This is a genomic window from Pantoea sp. F_5 (assembly GCF_008631595.1).
In the GTDB taxonomy this organism is placed as follows: Bacteria; Pseudomonadota; Gammaproteobacteria; order Enterobacterales; family Enterobacteriaceae; genus Pantoea; species Pantoea gossypiicola.
This window is the reverse complement of record NZ_VWUO01000003.1, coordinates 329,537-345,550: the sequence shown is the minus strand read 5'-3', so window position 1 is coordinate 345,550 and position 16,014 is coordinate 329,537. Positions and strand designations below refer to the sequence as shown.

Annotated in this window: 14 protein-coding genes and 1 pseudogene; 8 read left to right on the top strand and 7 right to left on the bottom strand. The window is 56.2% G+C overall.

Translation table 11 applies throughout. The annotated features are described in order from the left end of the window. The 4 genes from garL to F3I44_RS06285 are packed head-to-tail and all read right to left on the bottom strand — an operon-like array spanning nucleotide 1 to nucleotide 4,863. The gene (garL, locus tag F3I44_RS06300; RefSeq protein ID WP_150014658.1) at nucleotides 1-771 is read right to left on the bottom strand and encodes a 2-dehydro-3-deoxyglucarate aldolase; all 771 of its coding nucleotides are present in this window, start codon (nucleotides 769-771) and stop codon (nucleotides 1-3) included. A 45-nt stretch (nucleotides 772-816) separates the two neighbouring features. Then, the gene (gene gudD / locus F3I44_RS06295; protein WP_150014660.1) at nucleotides 817-2,148 is read right to left on the bottom strand and encodes a glucarate dehydratase; all 1,332 of its coding nucleotides are present in this window, start codon (nucleotides 2,146-2,148) and stop codon (nucleotides 817-819) included. Nucleotides 2,149-2,158: 10 nt separating this feature from the next. Next, entirely contained in the window at nucleotides 2,159-3,505 is a 1,347-nt protein-coding gene (locus F3I44_RS06290) for an enolase C-terminal domain-like protein (RefSeq protein WP_150014662.1), read from the bottom strand. Further along, nucleotides 3,502-4,863: an MFS transporter gene (locus tag F3I44_RS06285; RefSeq protein WP_150014664.1), complete on the bottom strand. Its 1,362-nt coding sequence runs from the start codon at nucleotides 4,861-4,863 to the stop codon at nucleotides 3,502-3,504. The genes F3I44_RS06290 and F3I44_RS06285 overlap by 4 nt, the downstream gene beginning before the upstream one ends. 566 nt (nucleotides 4,864-5,429) lie before the next feature. Here F3I44_RS06285 and garD point away from each other — a divergent pair. Next, entirely contained in the window at nucleotides 5,430-6,989 is a 1,560-nt protein-coding gene (gene garD, locus F3I44_RS06280; RefSeq protein ID WP_150014666.1) for a galactarate dehydratase, read from the top strand. 269 nt (nucleotides 6,990-7,258) lie between these two features. Here garD and F3I44_RS06275 read toward each other — a convergent pair whose 3' ends face one another. After that, nucleotides 7,259-8,179, bottom strand: a complete 921-nt coding sequence (locus F3I44_RS06275; RefSeq protein ID WP_150014668.1) for a DMT family transporter — start codon at nucleotides 8,177-8,179, stop codon at nucleotides 7,259-7,261. A gap of 179 nt (nucleotides 8,180-8,358) precedes the next feature. Here F3I44_RS06275 and F3I44_RS06270 point away from each other — a divergent pair, with 179 nt between their 5' ends. The 4 genes from F3I44_RS06270 (at nucleotide 8,359) to F3I44_RS06255 (ending at nucleotide 11,714) form a co-directional block, all read left to right on the top strand. After that, nucleotides 8,359-9,198, top strand: a complete 840-nt coding sequence (locus tag F3I44_RS06270; protein WP_150014670.1) for an ABC transporter substrate-binding protein — start codon at nucleotides 8,359-8,361, stop codon at nucleotides 9,196-9,198. 87 nt (nucleotides 9,199-9,285) lie between these two features. Further along, nucleotides 9,286-9,915, top strand: coding sequence for a 5-oxoprolinase subunit PxpB (gene pxpB, locus F3I44_RS06265; RefSeq protein WP_223811656.1), 630 nt, complete (start codon nucleotides 9,286-9,288; stop codon nucleotides 9,913-9,915). Next, nucleotides 9,912-10,898 carry a biotin-dependent carboxyltransferase family protein gene (locus F3I44_RS06260; RefSeq protein WP_150014674.1) on the top strand — a complete coding sequence of 329 codons (987 nt, stop codon included), beginning with the start codon at nucleotides 9,912-9,914 and terminating at the stop codon, nucleotides 10,896-10,898. The genes pxpB and F3I44_RS06260 overlap by 4 nt, the downstream gene beginning before the upstream one ends. 45 nt (nucleotides 10,899-10,943) lie before the next feature. Continuing rightward, nucleotides 10,944-11,714 carry a LamB/YcsF family protein gene (locus F3I44_RS06255; RefSeq protein ID WP_150014676.1) on the top strand — a complete coding sequence of 257 codons (771 nt, stop codon included), beginning with the start codon at nucleotides 10,944-10,946 and terminating at the stop codon, nucleotides 11,712-11,714. 47 nt (nucleotides 11,715-11,761) lie between these two features. On the opposite strand, the pseudogene F3I44_RS06250 reads toward F3I44_RS06255, so the two are convergent. Next, nucleotides 11,762-11,965: pseudogene (locus F3I44_RS06250) on the bottom strand (integrase core domain-containing protein); the annotation flags it as partial. A 194-nt stretch (nucleotides 11,966-12,159) separates the two neighbouring features. Continuing rightward, nucleotides 12,160-13,362: a pyridoxal phosphate-dependent aminotransferase gene (locus F3I44_RS06245; protein WP_150019350.1), complete on the bottom strand. Its 1,203-nt coding sequence runs from the start codon at nucleotides 13,360-13,362 to the stop codon at nucleotides 12,160-12,162. Nucleotides 13,363-13,631: 269 nt separating this feature from the next. Here F3I44_RS06245 and nac point away from each other — a divergent pair, with 269 nt between their 5' ends. The 3 genes from nac (at nucleotide 13,632) to F3I44_RS06230 (ending at nucleotide 16,008) form a co-directional block, all read left to right on the top strand. Next, entirely contained in the window at nucleotides 13,632-14,555 is a 924-nt protein-coding gene (gene nac / locus F3I44_RS06240; RefSeq protein WP_150014680.1) for a nitrogen assimilation transcriptional regulator NAC, read from the top strand. Nucleotides 14,556-14,682: 127 nt separating this feature from the next. Next, nucleotides 14,683-15,123 (top strand): biotin/lipoyl-containing protein, encoded by a 441-nt coding sequence (locus tag F3I44_RS06235; RefSeq protein ID WP_150014682.1) that lies wholly within the window; start codon nucleotides 14,683-14,685, stop codon nucleotides 15,121-15,123. Nucleotides 15,124-15,255: 132 nt separating this feature from the next. Beyond that, a complete protein-coding gene (locus F3I44_RS06230; RefSeq protein ID WP_150019349.1) occupies nucleotides 15,256-16,008 on the top strand; it encodes an SDR family oxidoreductase in 753 nt (250 codons plus the stop codon). The last annotated feature ends 6 nt before the right edge of the window (nucleotides 16,009-16,014 follow it).

Below are 16,014 nucleotides of genomic sequence, written 5' to 3'. Positions count from 1 at the left end.
TTAACGCTTAAATTTGTCGCATAACGCCTGCGAGGCGTTGCGGAACATCCCGACATCGCTGCCGACGGCCACAAAGGTGGCACCCCACTCCAGATAGCGACGCGCGTCCGCTTCCACCGGTGCCAGAATGCCGCTCGGCTTACCGGCGGCTCTGGCACGTTCAAAAATGTGTTTAATCACTTTCAGCACTTCAGGATGCGCAGGCTGGCCGAGATAGCCCAGTGCAGCGGAAAGATCGCCCGGCCCGACAAAAATACCGTCGACGCCGTCAACGGCTGCAATGGCATCAATGTTGTCGACTGCCTGCTGGGTTTCGATCTGCACCAGCACCGTGATGTTGTCATTGATGGTGCTGTTGTAATCCGGCAACGTGCCGTACATGTTGCTGCGGTGCGATACCGAGACACCGCGAATCCCGGCGGGCGGATAGCGGGTTGAGGCGACCGCACGCAGTGCTTCCTCTTCGGTCTCGACAAACGGCACCAGAAAGTTATTAAACCCGATATCCAGCAGTCGCTTAATGATCACCGGCTCGTTGCAGGGCGGACGCACCACGGGGGCGCTGTGGCTGCCTTTCAGTGCCATCAGCTGCGGCACGAAGGTCGTGATGTCGTTGGGTGCGTGTTCGCCATCCAGTACCAGCCAGTCGAAACCGGCCAGCCCCAGGATTTCAGTTGAGATCGGACTGGCCAGCGCACACCAGCTGCCAATCAGGGTGTCGCCCGCTAACAGGCGACGACGAAATCCATTGGGCCAGGCTGCATTACTCATGGTTGAACTCCTGTGACGGTGGCTCCGCGGCGGGAGCCAGAAAGGTTAACGTACCAGGCACGGACGCTTATTGTCGAAAGTCCATCCCGGTACTAAAAATTGCATCGCTTCAGCATCGTCACGCGCGCCCAGCCCCTGCTTCTGATAGAGCGCATTAGCCTGCATCACCTGATCCATATCCAGCTCTACGCCAAGACCCGGCTTCTGCGGCACCTGCACCATGCCGCCTTTAATCCGGAACGGCTCTTTGGTCAGGCGCTGATTGCCCTCCTGCCAGATCCAGTGGGTATCAATAGCGGTGATGGCACCCGGCGCGGCGGCAGCAACATGGGTAAACATCGCCAGCGAAATATCAAAGTGGTTGTTAGAGTGCGAGCCCCAGGTCAGGCCGAAGTCGTGACACATCTGCGCCACCCGCACGGAGCCCTGCATGGTCCAGAAGTGCGGATCGGCCAGGGGAATGTCCACCGACTGCAGCGACAGGGTATGCCCCATCTGCCGCCAGTCGGTGGCGATCATATTGGTGGCGGTGGGCATGCCGGTCGCACGACGGAACTCCGCCATCACTTCACGACCTGAATAGCCCTGCTCTGCGCCACAGGGATCTTCTGCGTAGGCCAGCACATCTTTGAGCTGTTTGCCGAGCATGATTGCCTCATTGAGCGACCAGGCCCCGTTGGGATCGAGGGTAATACGGGCTTCAGGAAAACGTTTTGCCAGCGCCGTGACCGCTTCGGCCTCTTCACCGCCGCGTAGCACGCCACCTTTGAGCTTGAAGTCGTTAAAGCCATATTTCTCATAAGCCGCTTCTGCCAGGCGCACTACCGCATCCGGCGTTAATGCCTCTTCGTGGCGCAGGCGATACCAGTCGCACGGATCGTCTTGCTGATTCTGATAAGAGAGCGAGGTTTTATTGCGGTCGCCGATGTAGAACAGGTAGCCGAGCATCTCAACGCTGTCGCGCTGCTGCCCGTCGCCCAGCAGCGAGGCGACGTTGACGCCCAGGTGCTGGCCCAGCAGATCAAGCAGCGCGGCTTCAATGCCGGTCACCACATGGATTGTGGTGCGCAGATCAAACGTCTGGTTACCGCGCCCGTTCGCATCACGGTCAGCAAAAGTGCTTCGCACCAGGCTGAGGGTATTTTTGTACTCACCCAGCGTTTTGCCGACCACCAGCGAGGCGGCATCTTCCAGCGTCTGGCGGATTTTCTCGCCGCCTGGAATTTCGCCGACGCCGGTGTGTCCGGCATTATCTTTGATAATCACAATGTTGCGGGTAAAGAATGGCGAGTGAGCGCCGCTGAGGTTCAGCAGCATGCTGTCGTAGCCTGCGACCGGAATAACCTGCATGGCGGTCACTTTCGGTGTTGAACTCATCTCCTGCTCCTTATGCTGTTGTCCGGCCAAATGCCGGGCGCTTGCGGTCAAATGTCCAGCCGGGGATCAGATACTGCATTGCCGTCGCGTCGTTACGCGCACCGGCGGGCAGTGACTGATAAAGCTGATGGGCTTTGTTTACCTGCTCCCAGTCGAGCTCAATGCCCAGACCCGGTGCATCCGGTACGGCAATTTTTCCGTTGCGGATTTGCAGCGGATTTTTGGTCAGGCGCTGATCGCCCTCCTGCCAGATCCAGTGGGTATCAATCGCGGTGGGATTGCCCGGTGCCGCCGCACCCACATGGGTGAACATTGCCAGAGAAATATCGAAGTGGTTATTGGAGTGGCAACCCCAGGTAAGGCCCCACTCATCGCATAGCTGCGCGACACGCACGGCACCGCTCAGTGTCCAGAAGTGCGGATCCGCCAGCGGAATATCGACCGCATTCAGCATCACCGCGTGGTTCATCTCGCGCCAGTTAGTGGCAATCATATTGGTCGCGACCGGCAGGCCGGTGGCGCGCCGGAACTCGGCCATCACTTCACGCCCCGAATAGCCCTGCTCTGCTCCACAGGGATCTTCGGCGTAGCTCAGCACATCCTGCATCCCTTTACACAGCGCTATCGCCTCGTCCAGCAGCCAGGCACCGTTGGGGTCGACCGTGATGCGCGCGCCGGGAAAGCGCTGCTTAAGCGCTGCCGCCGTAGCGATCTCCTGCTCGCCGGGGAGCACGCCACCTTTGAGCTTGAAATCTTTAAAGCCGTACTTATCCTGTGCCGCCTCAGCCAGACGCACCACGGCATCGCTGGTCAGCGCTTCCTGATGACGCAGGTGATACCAGTCGTGGCTGGCCTGATCGCCACTGAGATAAGGGAGATCGGTTTTGCGACGGTCGCCGAGATAGAACAGATAGCCCAGCACCGTGACTTCATCACGCTGCTTGCCCGGCCCCAGCAGTTCAGCCACAGGGACGCCCAGACACTGCCCCAGTAAATCGAGCAGCGCCGCTTCCAGCGCGGCCACCGCATTGACGCGCAGTTCAAAGGTCCAGGCACCGTTGCCAAAGGTAGTGAAGTCAGCCGACTGATTCCCTTTGTGCACCTGCTGCACCAGGCGGTTCATGCGGGCAATCTGCTGACCTTTCACCTGCGGAATTGCCTCCACCAGCGTCTGATAGATGGTGTCGCCGCCTGGCGCTTCACCGACGCCGGTGTGACCGGCGCTGTCGGTTAGCACCACAATGTTGCGGGTAAAACAGGCGTTGTGCGCACCGCCAATATTAAGCAGCATGCTGTCGTAACCGGCGACCGGGATAACCTGCATTTCAGTAATCACCGGGGAACGTTGCGTATTCATGATGCATCCTTACCGGGCCAGGATTTCAGTTCGACACGTTTAATATCGCCAGCAATGACCAGGAAGCTGAAGGCTGCGACAAAAGCATGAATGCCGACATAGACCAGCGCACCTTCAAAGGAACCACTGGTGGCGATGATGTAACCGATAGCGATAGGGGTCACGATGCCGGAGAAGTTACCGAACATATTGAACAGGCCGCCGCTGAGACCGCTGATCTCTTTCGGTGCGGTATCGGCCATCACCGCCCAGCCCAGCGCGCCAATGCCTTTACCAAAGAACGCCAGTGCCATAAAGAACACCACCATCCATTCGGTTTCGGTGTAGTTGCACATCACCATCGAAATGGAGAGCAGCATGCCGAGCACGATTGGCGTTTTACGCGCGATATTCAGCGATCCGGTTTTCCGCATCAGCCAGTCAGAGATGACTCCGCCCAGAACGCCGCCGAGGAAGCCGCACACCGCCGGAACCGAGGCGATAAAGCCCGCTTTGAGAATCGACATGCCGCGCGCCTGCACCAGATAGACCGGGAACCAGGTGATGAAAAAGTAAGTCAGGGCGTTGACACAGTACTGACCAAGGTAGATACCCAGCATCATGCGTGACGTCAGCAGCTGCTTGATCTGGAACCACTTCTCGCTCCAGCCCACCTTGCGGGTATCCTTTTTAACATCCATGTTAATCAGTGCGCCGCCCTGCTCCATATACGCCAGTTCCGCTTTGTTCACGCCGGGATGATCGGTGGGATCGTGGATCACTTTCAGCCAGATAAAACTGAGGATGATGCCCAGGCCGCCCATGAACCAGAATACGTGCGCCCAGCCCACTTCAGAGACCAGCCAGCCCATGATGGGTGCAAAGATCACGGTGGCGAAGTATTGCGCGGAGTTGAAGATCGCTACCGCCGTGCCGCGCTCCTGCGCCGGGAACCAGGCGGCTACAATCCGGCTATTGCCGGGGAAGGAGGGCGCTTCAGCCAGACCGACCAGGAAACGCAGGATAAACAGCGACATGATGATGCCGAAGCCGCTGAAGATATCCACGAAACCCTGCAGCAGCGTAAACAGCGACCAGGTAAAGATGCTCCAGAAATAGACGCGTTTAGAGCCGAAGCGGTCGAGCAGCCAGCCACCCGGAATCTGCCCGATAACATACGCCCATGAGAAGGCAGAGAAGATATAGCCAAGTCCGACCGAATCGAGACCGATATCTTTGGACATCGCGGAACCGGCAATCGAGATGGTTGCGCGGTCACCGTAGTTGAATGAGGTGACGATAAATAACATCACTACAATCCAGTAGCGGGCATTGGTGCGCTTCTGCACCGTTTCCGCGGTCTGGCTGAAACTATTCATGATGCACTCCTGAAATATAGCGTGAGCTACATTCGCTCTGACTGCATACACATCGCGTTGGGTATCAGAGAGAAGTTGGGTTAAACACGGCGATCTTTTTTGTTCTGGCAAACCTTTATTTATCCATCTGCGAAGGGGCAGCCAATACGCTTCTGCAACCTCTGCGGATGAGTAATACGTCGTGACAGATAACCTGACTTTGGCTAACGGAGCCCAGTATAAGAACAGCCTGAAGCGAGCACATTGGCACATCGCCCTGGAATAACGCCTGCGGTGAATTGATTGTGTGGCGGATGCACAAAACGCTGCGGGATGGCTCACGAAAGCGGCAAATAACCGGGCGAAAACCGCCTCAGGTAACGCTTTCCCCCGCTGTTTGTGAGGCTCTTCACTTGCTTCTGGATAATCGCCCCAAATCGATAAGGCGAATTGTCTCAATGGTGGTCATTTGCACAATGCGCCCCCTGCTCCGCCTCCTTATACTGGAGATGGCAAACAAACGAGTGACAGGTCAGAACATTACAGCGTGCCGCACAAGTACGGCACGACAGACGGGAAGGTGAGCGATGTACCCCAAATCAGATGAACAACCGCTCTATATCAAAGTTCATGAGCACGACAATGTGGCGATTGTGGTCAACAGCCTGGGTCTGCCAGCCGGCACGCAGTTTGCGGATGGCCTGACACTCACGGAGCATGTACCACAGGGTCACAAAGTGGCGCTGCACGCCATTAACCAGGGTGCGGAGATCGTGCGTTATGGTGAAGTCATCGGCTATGCACTACGGGATATTGCCCAGGGCAGCTGGATTGATGAGTCGCTGGTCGTGCTGCCGGAAGCGCCTCCGCTGGCGAGTCTGCCGTTAGCCACGCAGGTTCCGCCTGAATTACCGCCGCTGGAAGGCTATACCTTTGAAGGTTATCGCAATGCGGATGGCAGCGTCGGCACGCGTAACCTGCTCGGCATTACCACCAGCGTCCACTGTGTGGCCGGTGTGGTGGATCATGTCGTACAGATCATTGAACGGGATTTACTGCCGCGCTATCCGAATGTGGATGGCGTGGTCGCACTCAACCACCTTTATGGCTGCGGCGTGGCGATTAATGCACCCGCGGCGGTCGTGCCGATTCGCACCATTCACAACCTGGCGCTGAATGCCAATTTCGGTGGCGAAGTCATGATCGTCAGCCTGGGCTGTGAGAAGTTACAGCCGGAGCGTCTGCTGACCGGCACGCCCGATGTGCAGGCGATTTCGCTGGACGATCATGACATTGTGCGCCTGCAGGATGAAAAGCTGGTGGGCTTTGGTGCGATGGTGAATGAGATTCTGCAGGTGGCGGAGCGTCATCTCCAGCGGCTGAATCAGCGCCAGCGTGAAACCTGTTCTGCTGCAGAACTGATTGTCGGCATGCAGTGCGGTGGCAGCGATGCATTCTCGGGCGTGACGGCGAATCCGGCAGTGGGCTACGCGTCCGACTTGCTGGTGCGCTGCGGTGCGACGGTGATGTTTTCGGAAGTCACTGAAGTGCGTGATGCGATTCACCTGCTGACGCCGCGGGTGATTAATCAGGAAGTCGGTAAGCGCTTACTGGAGGAGATGGCCTGGTATGACAACTACCTCGACCAGGGCCAGACCGATCGCAGCGCGAATCCGTCGCCGGGCAATAAAAAAGGCGGACTGGCAAACGTGGTGGAAAAAGCGCTGGGGTCAATCGCCAAATCGGGGCGCAGCGCCATTGTCGAAGTGCTCTCGCCCGGTCAGCGACCTACGCGACGTGGCCTGATCTACGCGGCGACGCCCGCCAGCGATTTTGTCTGCGGTACGCAGCAGCTGGCGTCCGGTATCACGCTACAGGTTTTCACTACCGGTCGCGGAACGCCCTACGGTCTGGCTGCGATTCCGGTCATCAAGATGGCGACGCGTAATGCGCTGGCAGAGCGCTGGCACGATCTGATGGACATCAATGCCGGGACGATTGCGACTGGTGAAGAGAGTATTGAACAGGTGGGCTGGCGGTTATTTGAGTTGATTCTGGACATTGCCAGTGGCAGGAAGCAGACCTGGTCCGATCGCTGGGGCATCCGTAATCAGCTGGCGGTGTTTAACCCGGCACCGGTGACCTGACGATGAGGGGCGCGCAGGTTAGGCTTATCTTTTACGCTTTTATTTTCAAATCAGATAAAGCAGAGACTTACATGCGGGTCCGGTACGCGCTCGTGCAGGGTGACGTTAATGTGTGAAAAGAGGACTGTGTTAAGCAGCATACTAAAATGCACATGCAGGCCAGTCCTGACCTTAGGAGAAATGACGGCTTATTCCTATCACCGGGGTCCGCCAGGTCCTTGATGAAAATGCGTGTATTCAATTGGGTGCGTTTTCCTGGACTGGCCAGCTTAACCGGACGAACGAATGATCTGCGCTTTACGCTGGCGGCGATCGCTCCAGACGGTAAATATCCCTGCCAATGCGACAATTGCCGCGCCCATAATGGTCGACGGTCCTGGGAAGCTGTTGAGGAACAACCAGCCAATAACCATTGACCATACCAGCGTGGTGTAATCAAAAGGCGCTAATAACGACGCATCAGCATAGCGCAGACTCAGCGTCACCAGGATTTGCGCCATCCCACCAAAGAAACCGCAGCCGATAAGTAGCAATAGCTGCTGTGACGTGGGTACCGTCCAGCCAAATGCCAGTGTTCCCAGGCCAATCAGCATGGTCATCAGCGAAAAGTAGAACACGATGGCACCCGGTTGTTCAATACCATTCAGAAACCGGATTTGGACCATTGAGGTTGCAGTGCATACCGCAGCAATCAGTGCAAATATCGCGCCCAGCCCCGTGCCCGCCACGACATTCGCGGTTGAAAAGATGGAGCCGCTGGCAGCAAGGTTCGCTGAAAGCATGAGTATAATGCCGAAAAAACCTATCACCACCGCGATCCAGCGCGTTAAGCGCACCTGTTCTTTTAATAACAGTGCCGCCATGATCACTGTAAACAGCGGCGCAGCGTAACTGATTGCCGTGGCGTCAGCCAGCGTGATATAGACCAGCGCCAGATAATTGAAATACATCCCGCCTGTGCCGGAAAAGCCGCGAATCAGGTGGCCGAAAATATTCCTGGTTCTCAGACTACTAAGGATGTTCCCTTGTAGTTTTAGCCAGATGAGCAGTGGAATTAAGGCGACAAATGAGCGAAAGAAAATGACCTCCCCGGTGGGGATCGCGCCGCCCAACCCTTTCACACAAGCCAGCATCAGTGTCGCGCAGAGTGCCGACAGGATTTTCAGCAATACGCCAATTTTGCCATTCATCGTTATGCCTTTACACGCGAGTCGGTTAGCTGCTCTTAGTCTTTCTCAATCCGCCGTGCAGGACGTCATATAAATTGTGTATCGCCCGACAGGGTTTCCCTCTTACTGGCTTTTTTGCAAAGCCGATATAGTCCAGAACGATTGTCACAGGTGAATTAACACTTTCGGGGAACATGATAATGACATTAAAAAAATGCGCTTACGTTGCACTGGCCCTGCCACTGTTACTAACCTTTTCATCCGCAAAAGCGGATCTGCTTTCCGATATTAAAGCGCGCAATGAGCTGAAATGCGCGGTCTATTCCGATGTTCCACCCTTCTCTTCGCCGGACGCAAAAACACGTCAACTGGTGGGGATGGATGTGGACCTGTGCCATGCTCTGGCGAAACAGATGGGGGTGAAAGCGATCCTGATGCCGACCTCGGTGGAAGCGCGTATCGCTGTGATCGCCACGGGCCGTGCCGATGTGCTCATCGCCAACCTGGCGTACACCAAAACACGCGGTAAACAGATTCAGTTCAGTGACCCCTACTACGTGGCAAAAGAGATGCTGCTGGTGAAAAAGGCCAATGCAGGCAAGTCGCTGGACGATTTCAAAGGCAAACGCATCAGTGCTACCAAGGGCACCACGTCCGAGCAGTCGATTCATCTCAAAGGCGGTAAAGCTGTGACATTCCAGGATGCGGCGTCAGCATTCCTTGCCCTGCAACAAAACAAGGCGGTGGGGTTTGTCACCAACACCATGACCGGTATCAAAATGATTTCGCAGGCGAAGAAAGATGGCGTTGAGTTGGCGATGATCAAAGAGCCAATGGCGCTGGAACCCATTGGTGTCGGCATGAAACGTGACGAACCGTCATTGCTGGCCAGCGTCAACACCAGTCTGAAAGCAATGGATAATGATGGCACCATCGACAGGATCTGGGACACCTGGATTGGGCCAAAAACCGAATACAAAATGGTACGCGAAGAGCGCGTTCAGCCGCTCTCCAGTCTGAAATTCGAACCACTGGAATAACGGATGGGTGTTTTGGCGAGTGAACTGATAAGTCGTGCTCACCCTGTCATCACGGCAAACGACGGAGAGAACGTAACACTCTCGACCATGGGTGGTCGTGCGTGGCTGGTGGAGGCGCCAGGGGCATTCGATCTGCCAGCCCAGCGTCGTATCTGGTCACTGGCACAGCTGCTGGCGCAGCGAGATGACGTCGAGTCACTGATCCCGGGGGTGACCAACCTGCTGGTGCTGTTCCGCACAATTCAGACGGACAGCGAGGCGGTGGAAACGCAGCTACGCGATTACTGGAGTCAGGCCAGGGAGGTTCATCCGCAGGGTCAGTTGATTGAAATTCCGGTCTGTTACGGAGGCGAACACGCCACAGACCTGGCGGCAGTGTGTCAACACAGCGGATTTTCCGCCCGTGAGGTGATTCGACGTCACCATCAGGGTAAATACACCGTGTTTGCGCTCGGTAGCGCACCGGGATTTGGCTATTTACATGGCCTCGATCCGGCACTGGCGACGCCGCGCAAGAAAGTCCCGTCGCTCAATATGCTGAAAGGTACCGTCACCATTGGCGGCGCACAGGCAGGTGTCTCGGTACTCACCGGTCCGAACGGCTGGAATGCCATTGGTTATGCCGAAATCGAGGTGTTTGATCCCTATGCGGAAAGCCCGGCGCTGATGGCACCCGGTGACACTATTCGCTTCCTGCCGGAGAGGGTTGAGCTGTGATTGAGATTGAACAGAGTGGCGCGCTCAATACGGTGCAGGATTTGGGCCGTACTGCCTGGCGACAACTGGGGGTATCGGTAAGCGGGGCGATGGATGCGCTGGCACTTCGCGCCGGCAACCTGCTGTTAGGCAATGATGAAAACGCCGCGGCTATTGAAGTCCAGATGTTTCCGTTTCGCGTGCGTTTCCTGCGCGATGCCTGCATTGCGCTCACTGGCGCAGACTGCCGTGGACAGCTGGATGGCGTGGCGTTACCGCCGTGGTGGGGTTGCCGGGTGCGCAGCGGGCAGCTTCTGGAGTTGCGCTATCCGCGCTGCGGCGCACGCGGTTATCTGTGCGTAGCGGGCGGTATTGATGTGCCAGAAGTGATGGGTTCGCGCAGCACCGCGCTGCGCGGTAGCTTCGGCGGTTTCGCAGGCCGTCAGTTACAACGTGGCGATCGGTTGCCGATAGGTGTGACCAGCGTCCGGCCATTACCGACAACGGGGATCGGTATCGTACCGCCATTCGTCGCGCTGGGGTCGGTTTTTCCACGTAACCGCAACGGCCATATTCAGCTGCGTGCTATTCCTGCCGGTGAATATGCGTTATTCGCCGCTGACCATGAACGCTTCTGGCAGCAAAGCTGGCAGGTGTCACGGCAAAGCAACCGCACGGGCTATCGCCTTTCTGGTGAACCTATCCAGCCTTCGCAGAGTGTGGAGATGCGTTCCTATGGTCTGATCCCGGGCATCGTGCAGGTGCCGCCCGCCGGAGAACCCATAATTCAACTGAGCGATGCCAATACAGCAGGCGGCTACCCAAAAATCGCCTGCGTGATTGAAGAGGATTTATGGCAGCTCGGCCAGCTGCAGCCTGGACAGTCATTACAGCTGGTGCGCAGTGACGCGCGCGAGGCGCTGGCGATTAAGCAGGCGGTGGATGAGTGGCTGAATCGTCTGCGCCGCGATGTGCCGCCAATGAAGAACGTGGCGAATCTCTGAATCTCTGAATCTCTGAATCTCTGAATCTCTGAGCAGGACAAGATCATGAAAATCGATGTGAATTCTGATATGGGCGAAGGCTTTGGCGTCTGGCAGGTATGTGATGACGCGGCGCTGATGCAGGTGGTCTCATCCGCAAATGTGGCCTGTGGTTTCCATGCCGGTGATCCGTCTATTATGACGCGAATGGTGCGCCTGGCGAAGGCGCACGGCGTCGGCATTGGCGCACATCCTGGGCTGCCGGATCGCCAGGGCTTTGGCCGCCGTGAATTACCATTCAGCGCAGATGAATTGTGCCAGCAGGTGATTTACCAACTCGGTGCCCTCCGCGCCATCGCCTGCGCTGAAAGCACACGCGTGACGCACCTCAGCTTCCATGCTGCGATGGGCAATATTATTAATCGCGATGCAACGGTGGCATTGCAGGTGATGCAGGCGATTGCGCGCATCGATCCTGATCTGATTATCTTTGCCCAGCCGGACACGATCATTGAGCGGGCGGCGCAAAGCATTGGTCTGCCGACCCTGACGCTATTTCTCGCCGATCGTGCCTATGATGCTAAAGGTCAGCTGGTGCCGCGCGGCAAGCCGGGAGCGGTCATTACCACGGAAAGTGCCGTTCGCTCACGCGTGCGACAGTTTCTGCTGGAAGGGACGGTTACCACGATTGAAGGTGACCTGCTGCCTATTCGGGCACGCTCGATTCTGATCCACAGTGATACGCCGGGTTCGGTGGAACTGGCAGCGATAGTGCGTAACGAGATCGAAGCCAATGGCGGCAGCGTGTGTCCGGCCTCGGAGGTGCTGTTGGGATAACGACTAAGCGTTGTGACTAGACCCGCATAGGTTGACACGTTATGCCGTCAAAACGCCTGATGCACTGCATCAGGCGTTTTGTATTTCAGCAACAGATGTGGTCGCTGACTATTATGGATTTCAAGTGACTCTGCCACCATCCTCCCTGCCTGAATAACACCTTCCGGGTGAGTTATCAGCAGCTCGTTTTTCAGGATCCCATTAACCCTCTCCGCCAGCGCGTTCTGGTAACAGTCATAGCCATCTGTCATTTCGCCTTTTTCAGCCTGCTCAACGACAGCCAGTTTAAAGGACAGAGAGTATTGCGTTGTGTACGTTTAACATACTGTTTCATCACATTCTCCTGAGAACACCGGGAAAATGTGGCAACGCTATTCAGGACGGGTCATTGGCGTAAAAAAAAGCGGCGTAAGCACCGCTTTTTTTATGTCAGACTGGCTGCCATTCAGTGGCAACCGGCGCAAAATGCCGCGATACGATCGCAACCCGTCTGTAGACGTTCCATACTGGTGGCATACGAGAGGCGGAAATAAGGACTCATACCATACGCTGCGCCCTGTACCGTCACCACATGCTGCTCTTCAATCAGTGCCATAACAAAGTCGGCATCATGACTGATGAGACGTCCACCAGCGCTGGTCTTGCCAATAAACGCGGCAATATTCACGAAAAGGTAAAAAGCCCCCTGCGGGCGATGACAGCTCAATCCGTCCACCGCGTTCAGCCGCTCCAGCACGTAGTCGCGACGCTGGCGATAGATTGTCGCCCGCTCCTTTAACAGCGTCTGCGGGCCGTCAAGCACGGCGACAGCCGCCGCCTGTGTCAGGGTCGTCACGCCGCCACTGTTCTGGGTATTTACATTACTCATTGCCCTGATGAGTTTCAGCGGGCCACCACAGAAACCAAGACGCCAGCCGGTCATTGAGTACGCTTTTGATACCCCATTCACCGTCAGAACGCGATCGTACAGGCGGGGTTCTACCTGGGCGATGGTCACGAAGGAGACGCCATCATAAATCAGGTGTTCATAAATATCGTCGGTCAGGATCCAGATGTGAGGATGATCCAGCATCACATCGGCAATTGCCTGCAATTCACTGCGGCTGGCAACAGAACCGGTCGGGTTGCTCGGGTAGTTGAGCAGCAGCCATTTGGTATTGTCGGTAATAGCCGCCTGCAGGTCGGCGGGCAGAGGTTTAAAGCCGTTTTCTTCATGACACAACACCGGCACAGGCGTGCCGCCGGCAAATTTTACGATATCGGCATAGCTAATCCATGACGGGGGCGGGATCACCACTTCATCACCCGGGTTGATGGTGGCCAGCATGGCATTGAAAATAATCTGTTTCGCGCCGCCAGCGCTCAGAATCTGACTGATATCGTAATCCAGCCCGTTATCGCGCTTAAACTTACGCTGAATAGCCGCGCGTAATGCGGGTGTGCCATCGGTCGGCGGGTAACGTGTGTCCCCTGCGCGCGCCGCCACGTAAGCCGCTTCCGTGGCATGTTCCGGGGTTGGAAAGTCAGGCTCGCCGGTCGACAGGCCTACAACATCAATTCCCTGCGCGGCAAGATCGCGCGCTTTTTGCGTCATGGCAACAGAGGCAGAAACGGCAACATTTTTTAAGCGATTGGCTATATCAGGCATAAGCAGGTTTTCCGGTAGCATTGATAAATCAGGTGGGTGCCCGGAGAGAATAGGGTTTGGCCGCGGGCAGCGGTTAATAGAGGTTTGTTTTGGTGCTATAACACAAAACGATGACGGATGCGGCTAGCGCACTGCATTAGTGCAGGTTGCAACCTGCGTGAGAAGAACCCAGGGCCCGGTACAGCTGAATAGCCGCTGCAGGCGGTATGACAGTTCTGGCATCAACTTTGCTTATTCTCTCATGTCCGCCATATTATGAGGTCTTGCCCATGAATCTGCGCCGCCTGAAGTACTTTATCAAAATCGTTGATGTCGGCAGCCTGACGCAAGCTGCAGACATTTTGCATATCGCGCAGCCCGCGCTCAGCCAGCAACTGGCAACTCTGGAGGGCGAAGTTAATCAGCAGCTGCTAATCCGAACCAAGCGCGGCGTGACGCCAACCGAAGCAGGGAAGATTCTTTATACCCATGCGCAGGCGATCATGCGCCAGTGTGATCAGGCGCAGAGCGCGATTGATCGCGCTGACGCGGCGCTCTCAGGTCATGTATCCATCGGACTGGCACCCGGCACCGCCGCCCAGCAGCTGGCGCTACCGCTACTGGCAGAAGTACAGCGCCAGCATCCGGACATCGTGCTCTACTTCAATGAAAACTTCGGCACCACGCTCAGCGAACTCATCATGAACGGACGCATGGATATGGCGGTAATTTACGACAACCGAAATATTCATGGTCTGCGTTTTATTCCATTGATGAAAGAAGATCTTTTCTTTGTTTGTCCACACAGCATTGCTCAGCCGGTTAAACAGATTGCGCTGGCCGAAGTGGCGCGCTATGACCTGTTTCTGCCGCGTATCTATAACATTATGCGTAAGGTGGTGGATGATGCCTTTATACATGGCGGGCTTAGTTACAGGGTGATGTGCGAGATTGAATCGCAAACCACACTCAATGCTGCGCTGGCTGCGGGCATGGGCTGCACCATAATGCCGGAGTCCGCCGCGCGGGCAATGTTGAAAGCCTCTGATGCCTGGATGGCCAAAGTTGTCGAACCGGACGTTCAGGCTTCGCTGTCGTTCTGTATGTCTGATCACCTGCCTCTGTCAGAACCAGCGGAAGCAGTAAAGGCTATTCTGCTGTCACTGATGGCGCGGCGTACCGTTGATAATCGTCCGTTAACGCTGGTGGGATGAATAAGTGGCGCTTATCACCGCAAAGCGAAACCCTCTTACTCAGGGCTAAGGATAATGCGCTAGAGTGCAGCAGATGTGTAACAGGTACTGTTACCTGTTCGCAATATTTATTTGCGACGGAACCACTATGGAAAAACACTCATTAGCTCTCCCTGAATTACGCCAGGTCGCGCACAAGATGCGCGCTGCCGGTTTGGGCAGTATTGAATTAAGCGGTAAAGACTGGAAGGTACGCCTGCATTATAACCCGGGTCCGCCGCAGCTCAATGCAAAGCCCCCTGCCCTGCCAGCCACGGTCTCACTTCCTGACGCGCCAGCGTCGACCGCCGTCGTTGCGCCGATACCTGGCAAAATCCTGCTGCAACATCCGCTCAATGGTGTGGCTTTCGCCAGGGCGGGACAGCAGGTAAAGCAGGATGAGGTTCTGGCGCTGGTACAGGTCGGCTATCTCTATTTACCGGTCACCAGCCCGGCAGACGGCACGCTGACGTCGATCGCCGTTACGCAGGATCAGCCAGTGGAGTATGGCAGTGAAGTTGCTCAGCTCAACATCATGGTGAACGTGTAAAGCCGGTTATAAGCCCCCCTTATCGCCTCACATCTTTTATGTCTTATACCCGTAAGGCATTACTGCATAGAGTCAAAACAGAGCGATTCAGACCGCGGTGATGGACACCACGGCGCTAACAGGAGAGGCACAATGCCATTTTCAGATTATAACGTCGCGCTGGTGACCGGTGCCTCTGCCGGCATGGGTGCAGCGATTGTTGAACGTTTGTGTCGGGAAGGGATTACCGTCCACGCAGTGGCACGACGGGAAGAGCAGTTGGCGGCACTGGCGGAACGTACTGGTTGTATTCCGCACGCCGTTGACGTGTCTGACCTTACGGCATTGACTGAACTGTGCCGTGATTTGCAGGTGGATATTCTGGTGAACAATGCGGGCATATCCCACCCCGGTTCGATTTTACATGCCGACGAACATGTGGTGGAAACACAGGTGGATGTCAACCTGCGTGCCGTGCTGCATCTCTGCCGAATGCTGGTTCCGGGCATGGTGGCTCGCGACTGCGGTCACGTTATTAACATCACCTCCATTGCAGCAATCTATAACTTTGGCGGTAACTCGGTTTATCACGCGACGAAAGCCGCTGTGCATGCGTTATCACGTCAGCTGCGTGTCGATTGCTACGGCAAGCGGGTACGGATTACCGAAATCTGTCCAGGCCGTGTAGCAACCGATATTTTTGGCAACGTTTCCGGTGACCACGAAGCGGCGCGCCGCCAGTTCATTGATGGCTTTGAACTGCCTGAGGCGAACGATATCGCTGACTGCGTCGCCTTTGCGGTTTCGGCCCCCATTGCCGTCAATATCGGCAATATTGAAATCACCCCGACTCTGCAGGTGCCTAGCGGACTTTCTACCATGCGTCCGGGCGAGAGTGTGGCCTGATCCATC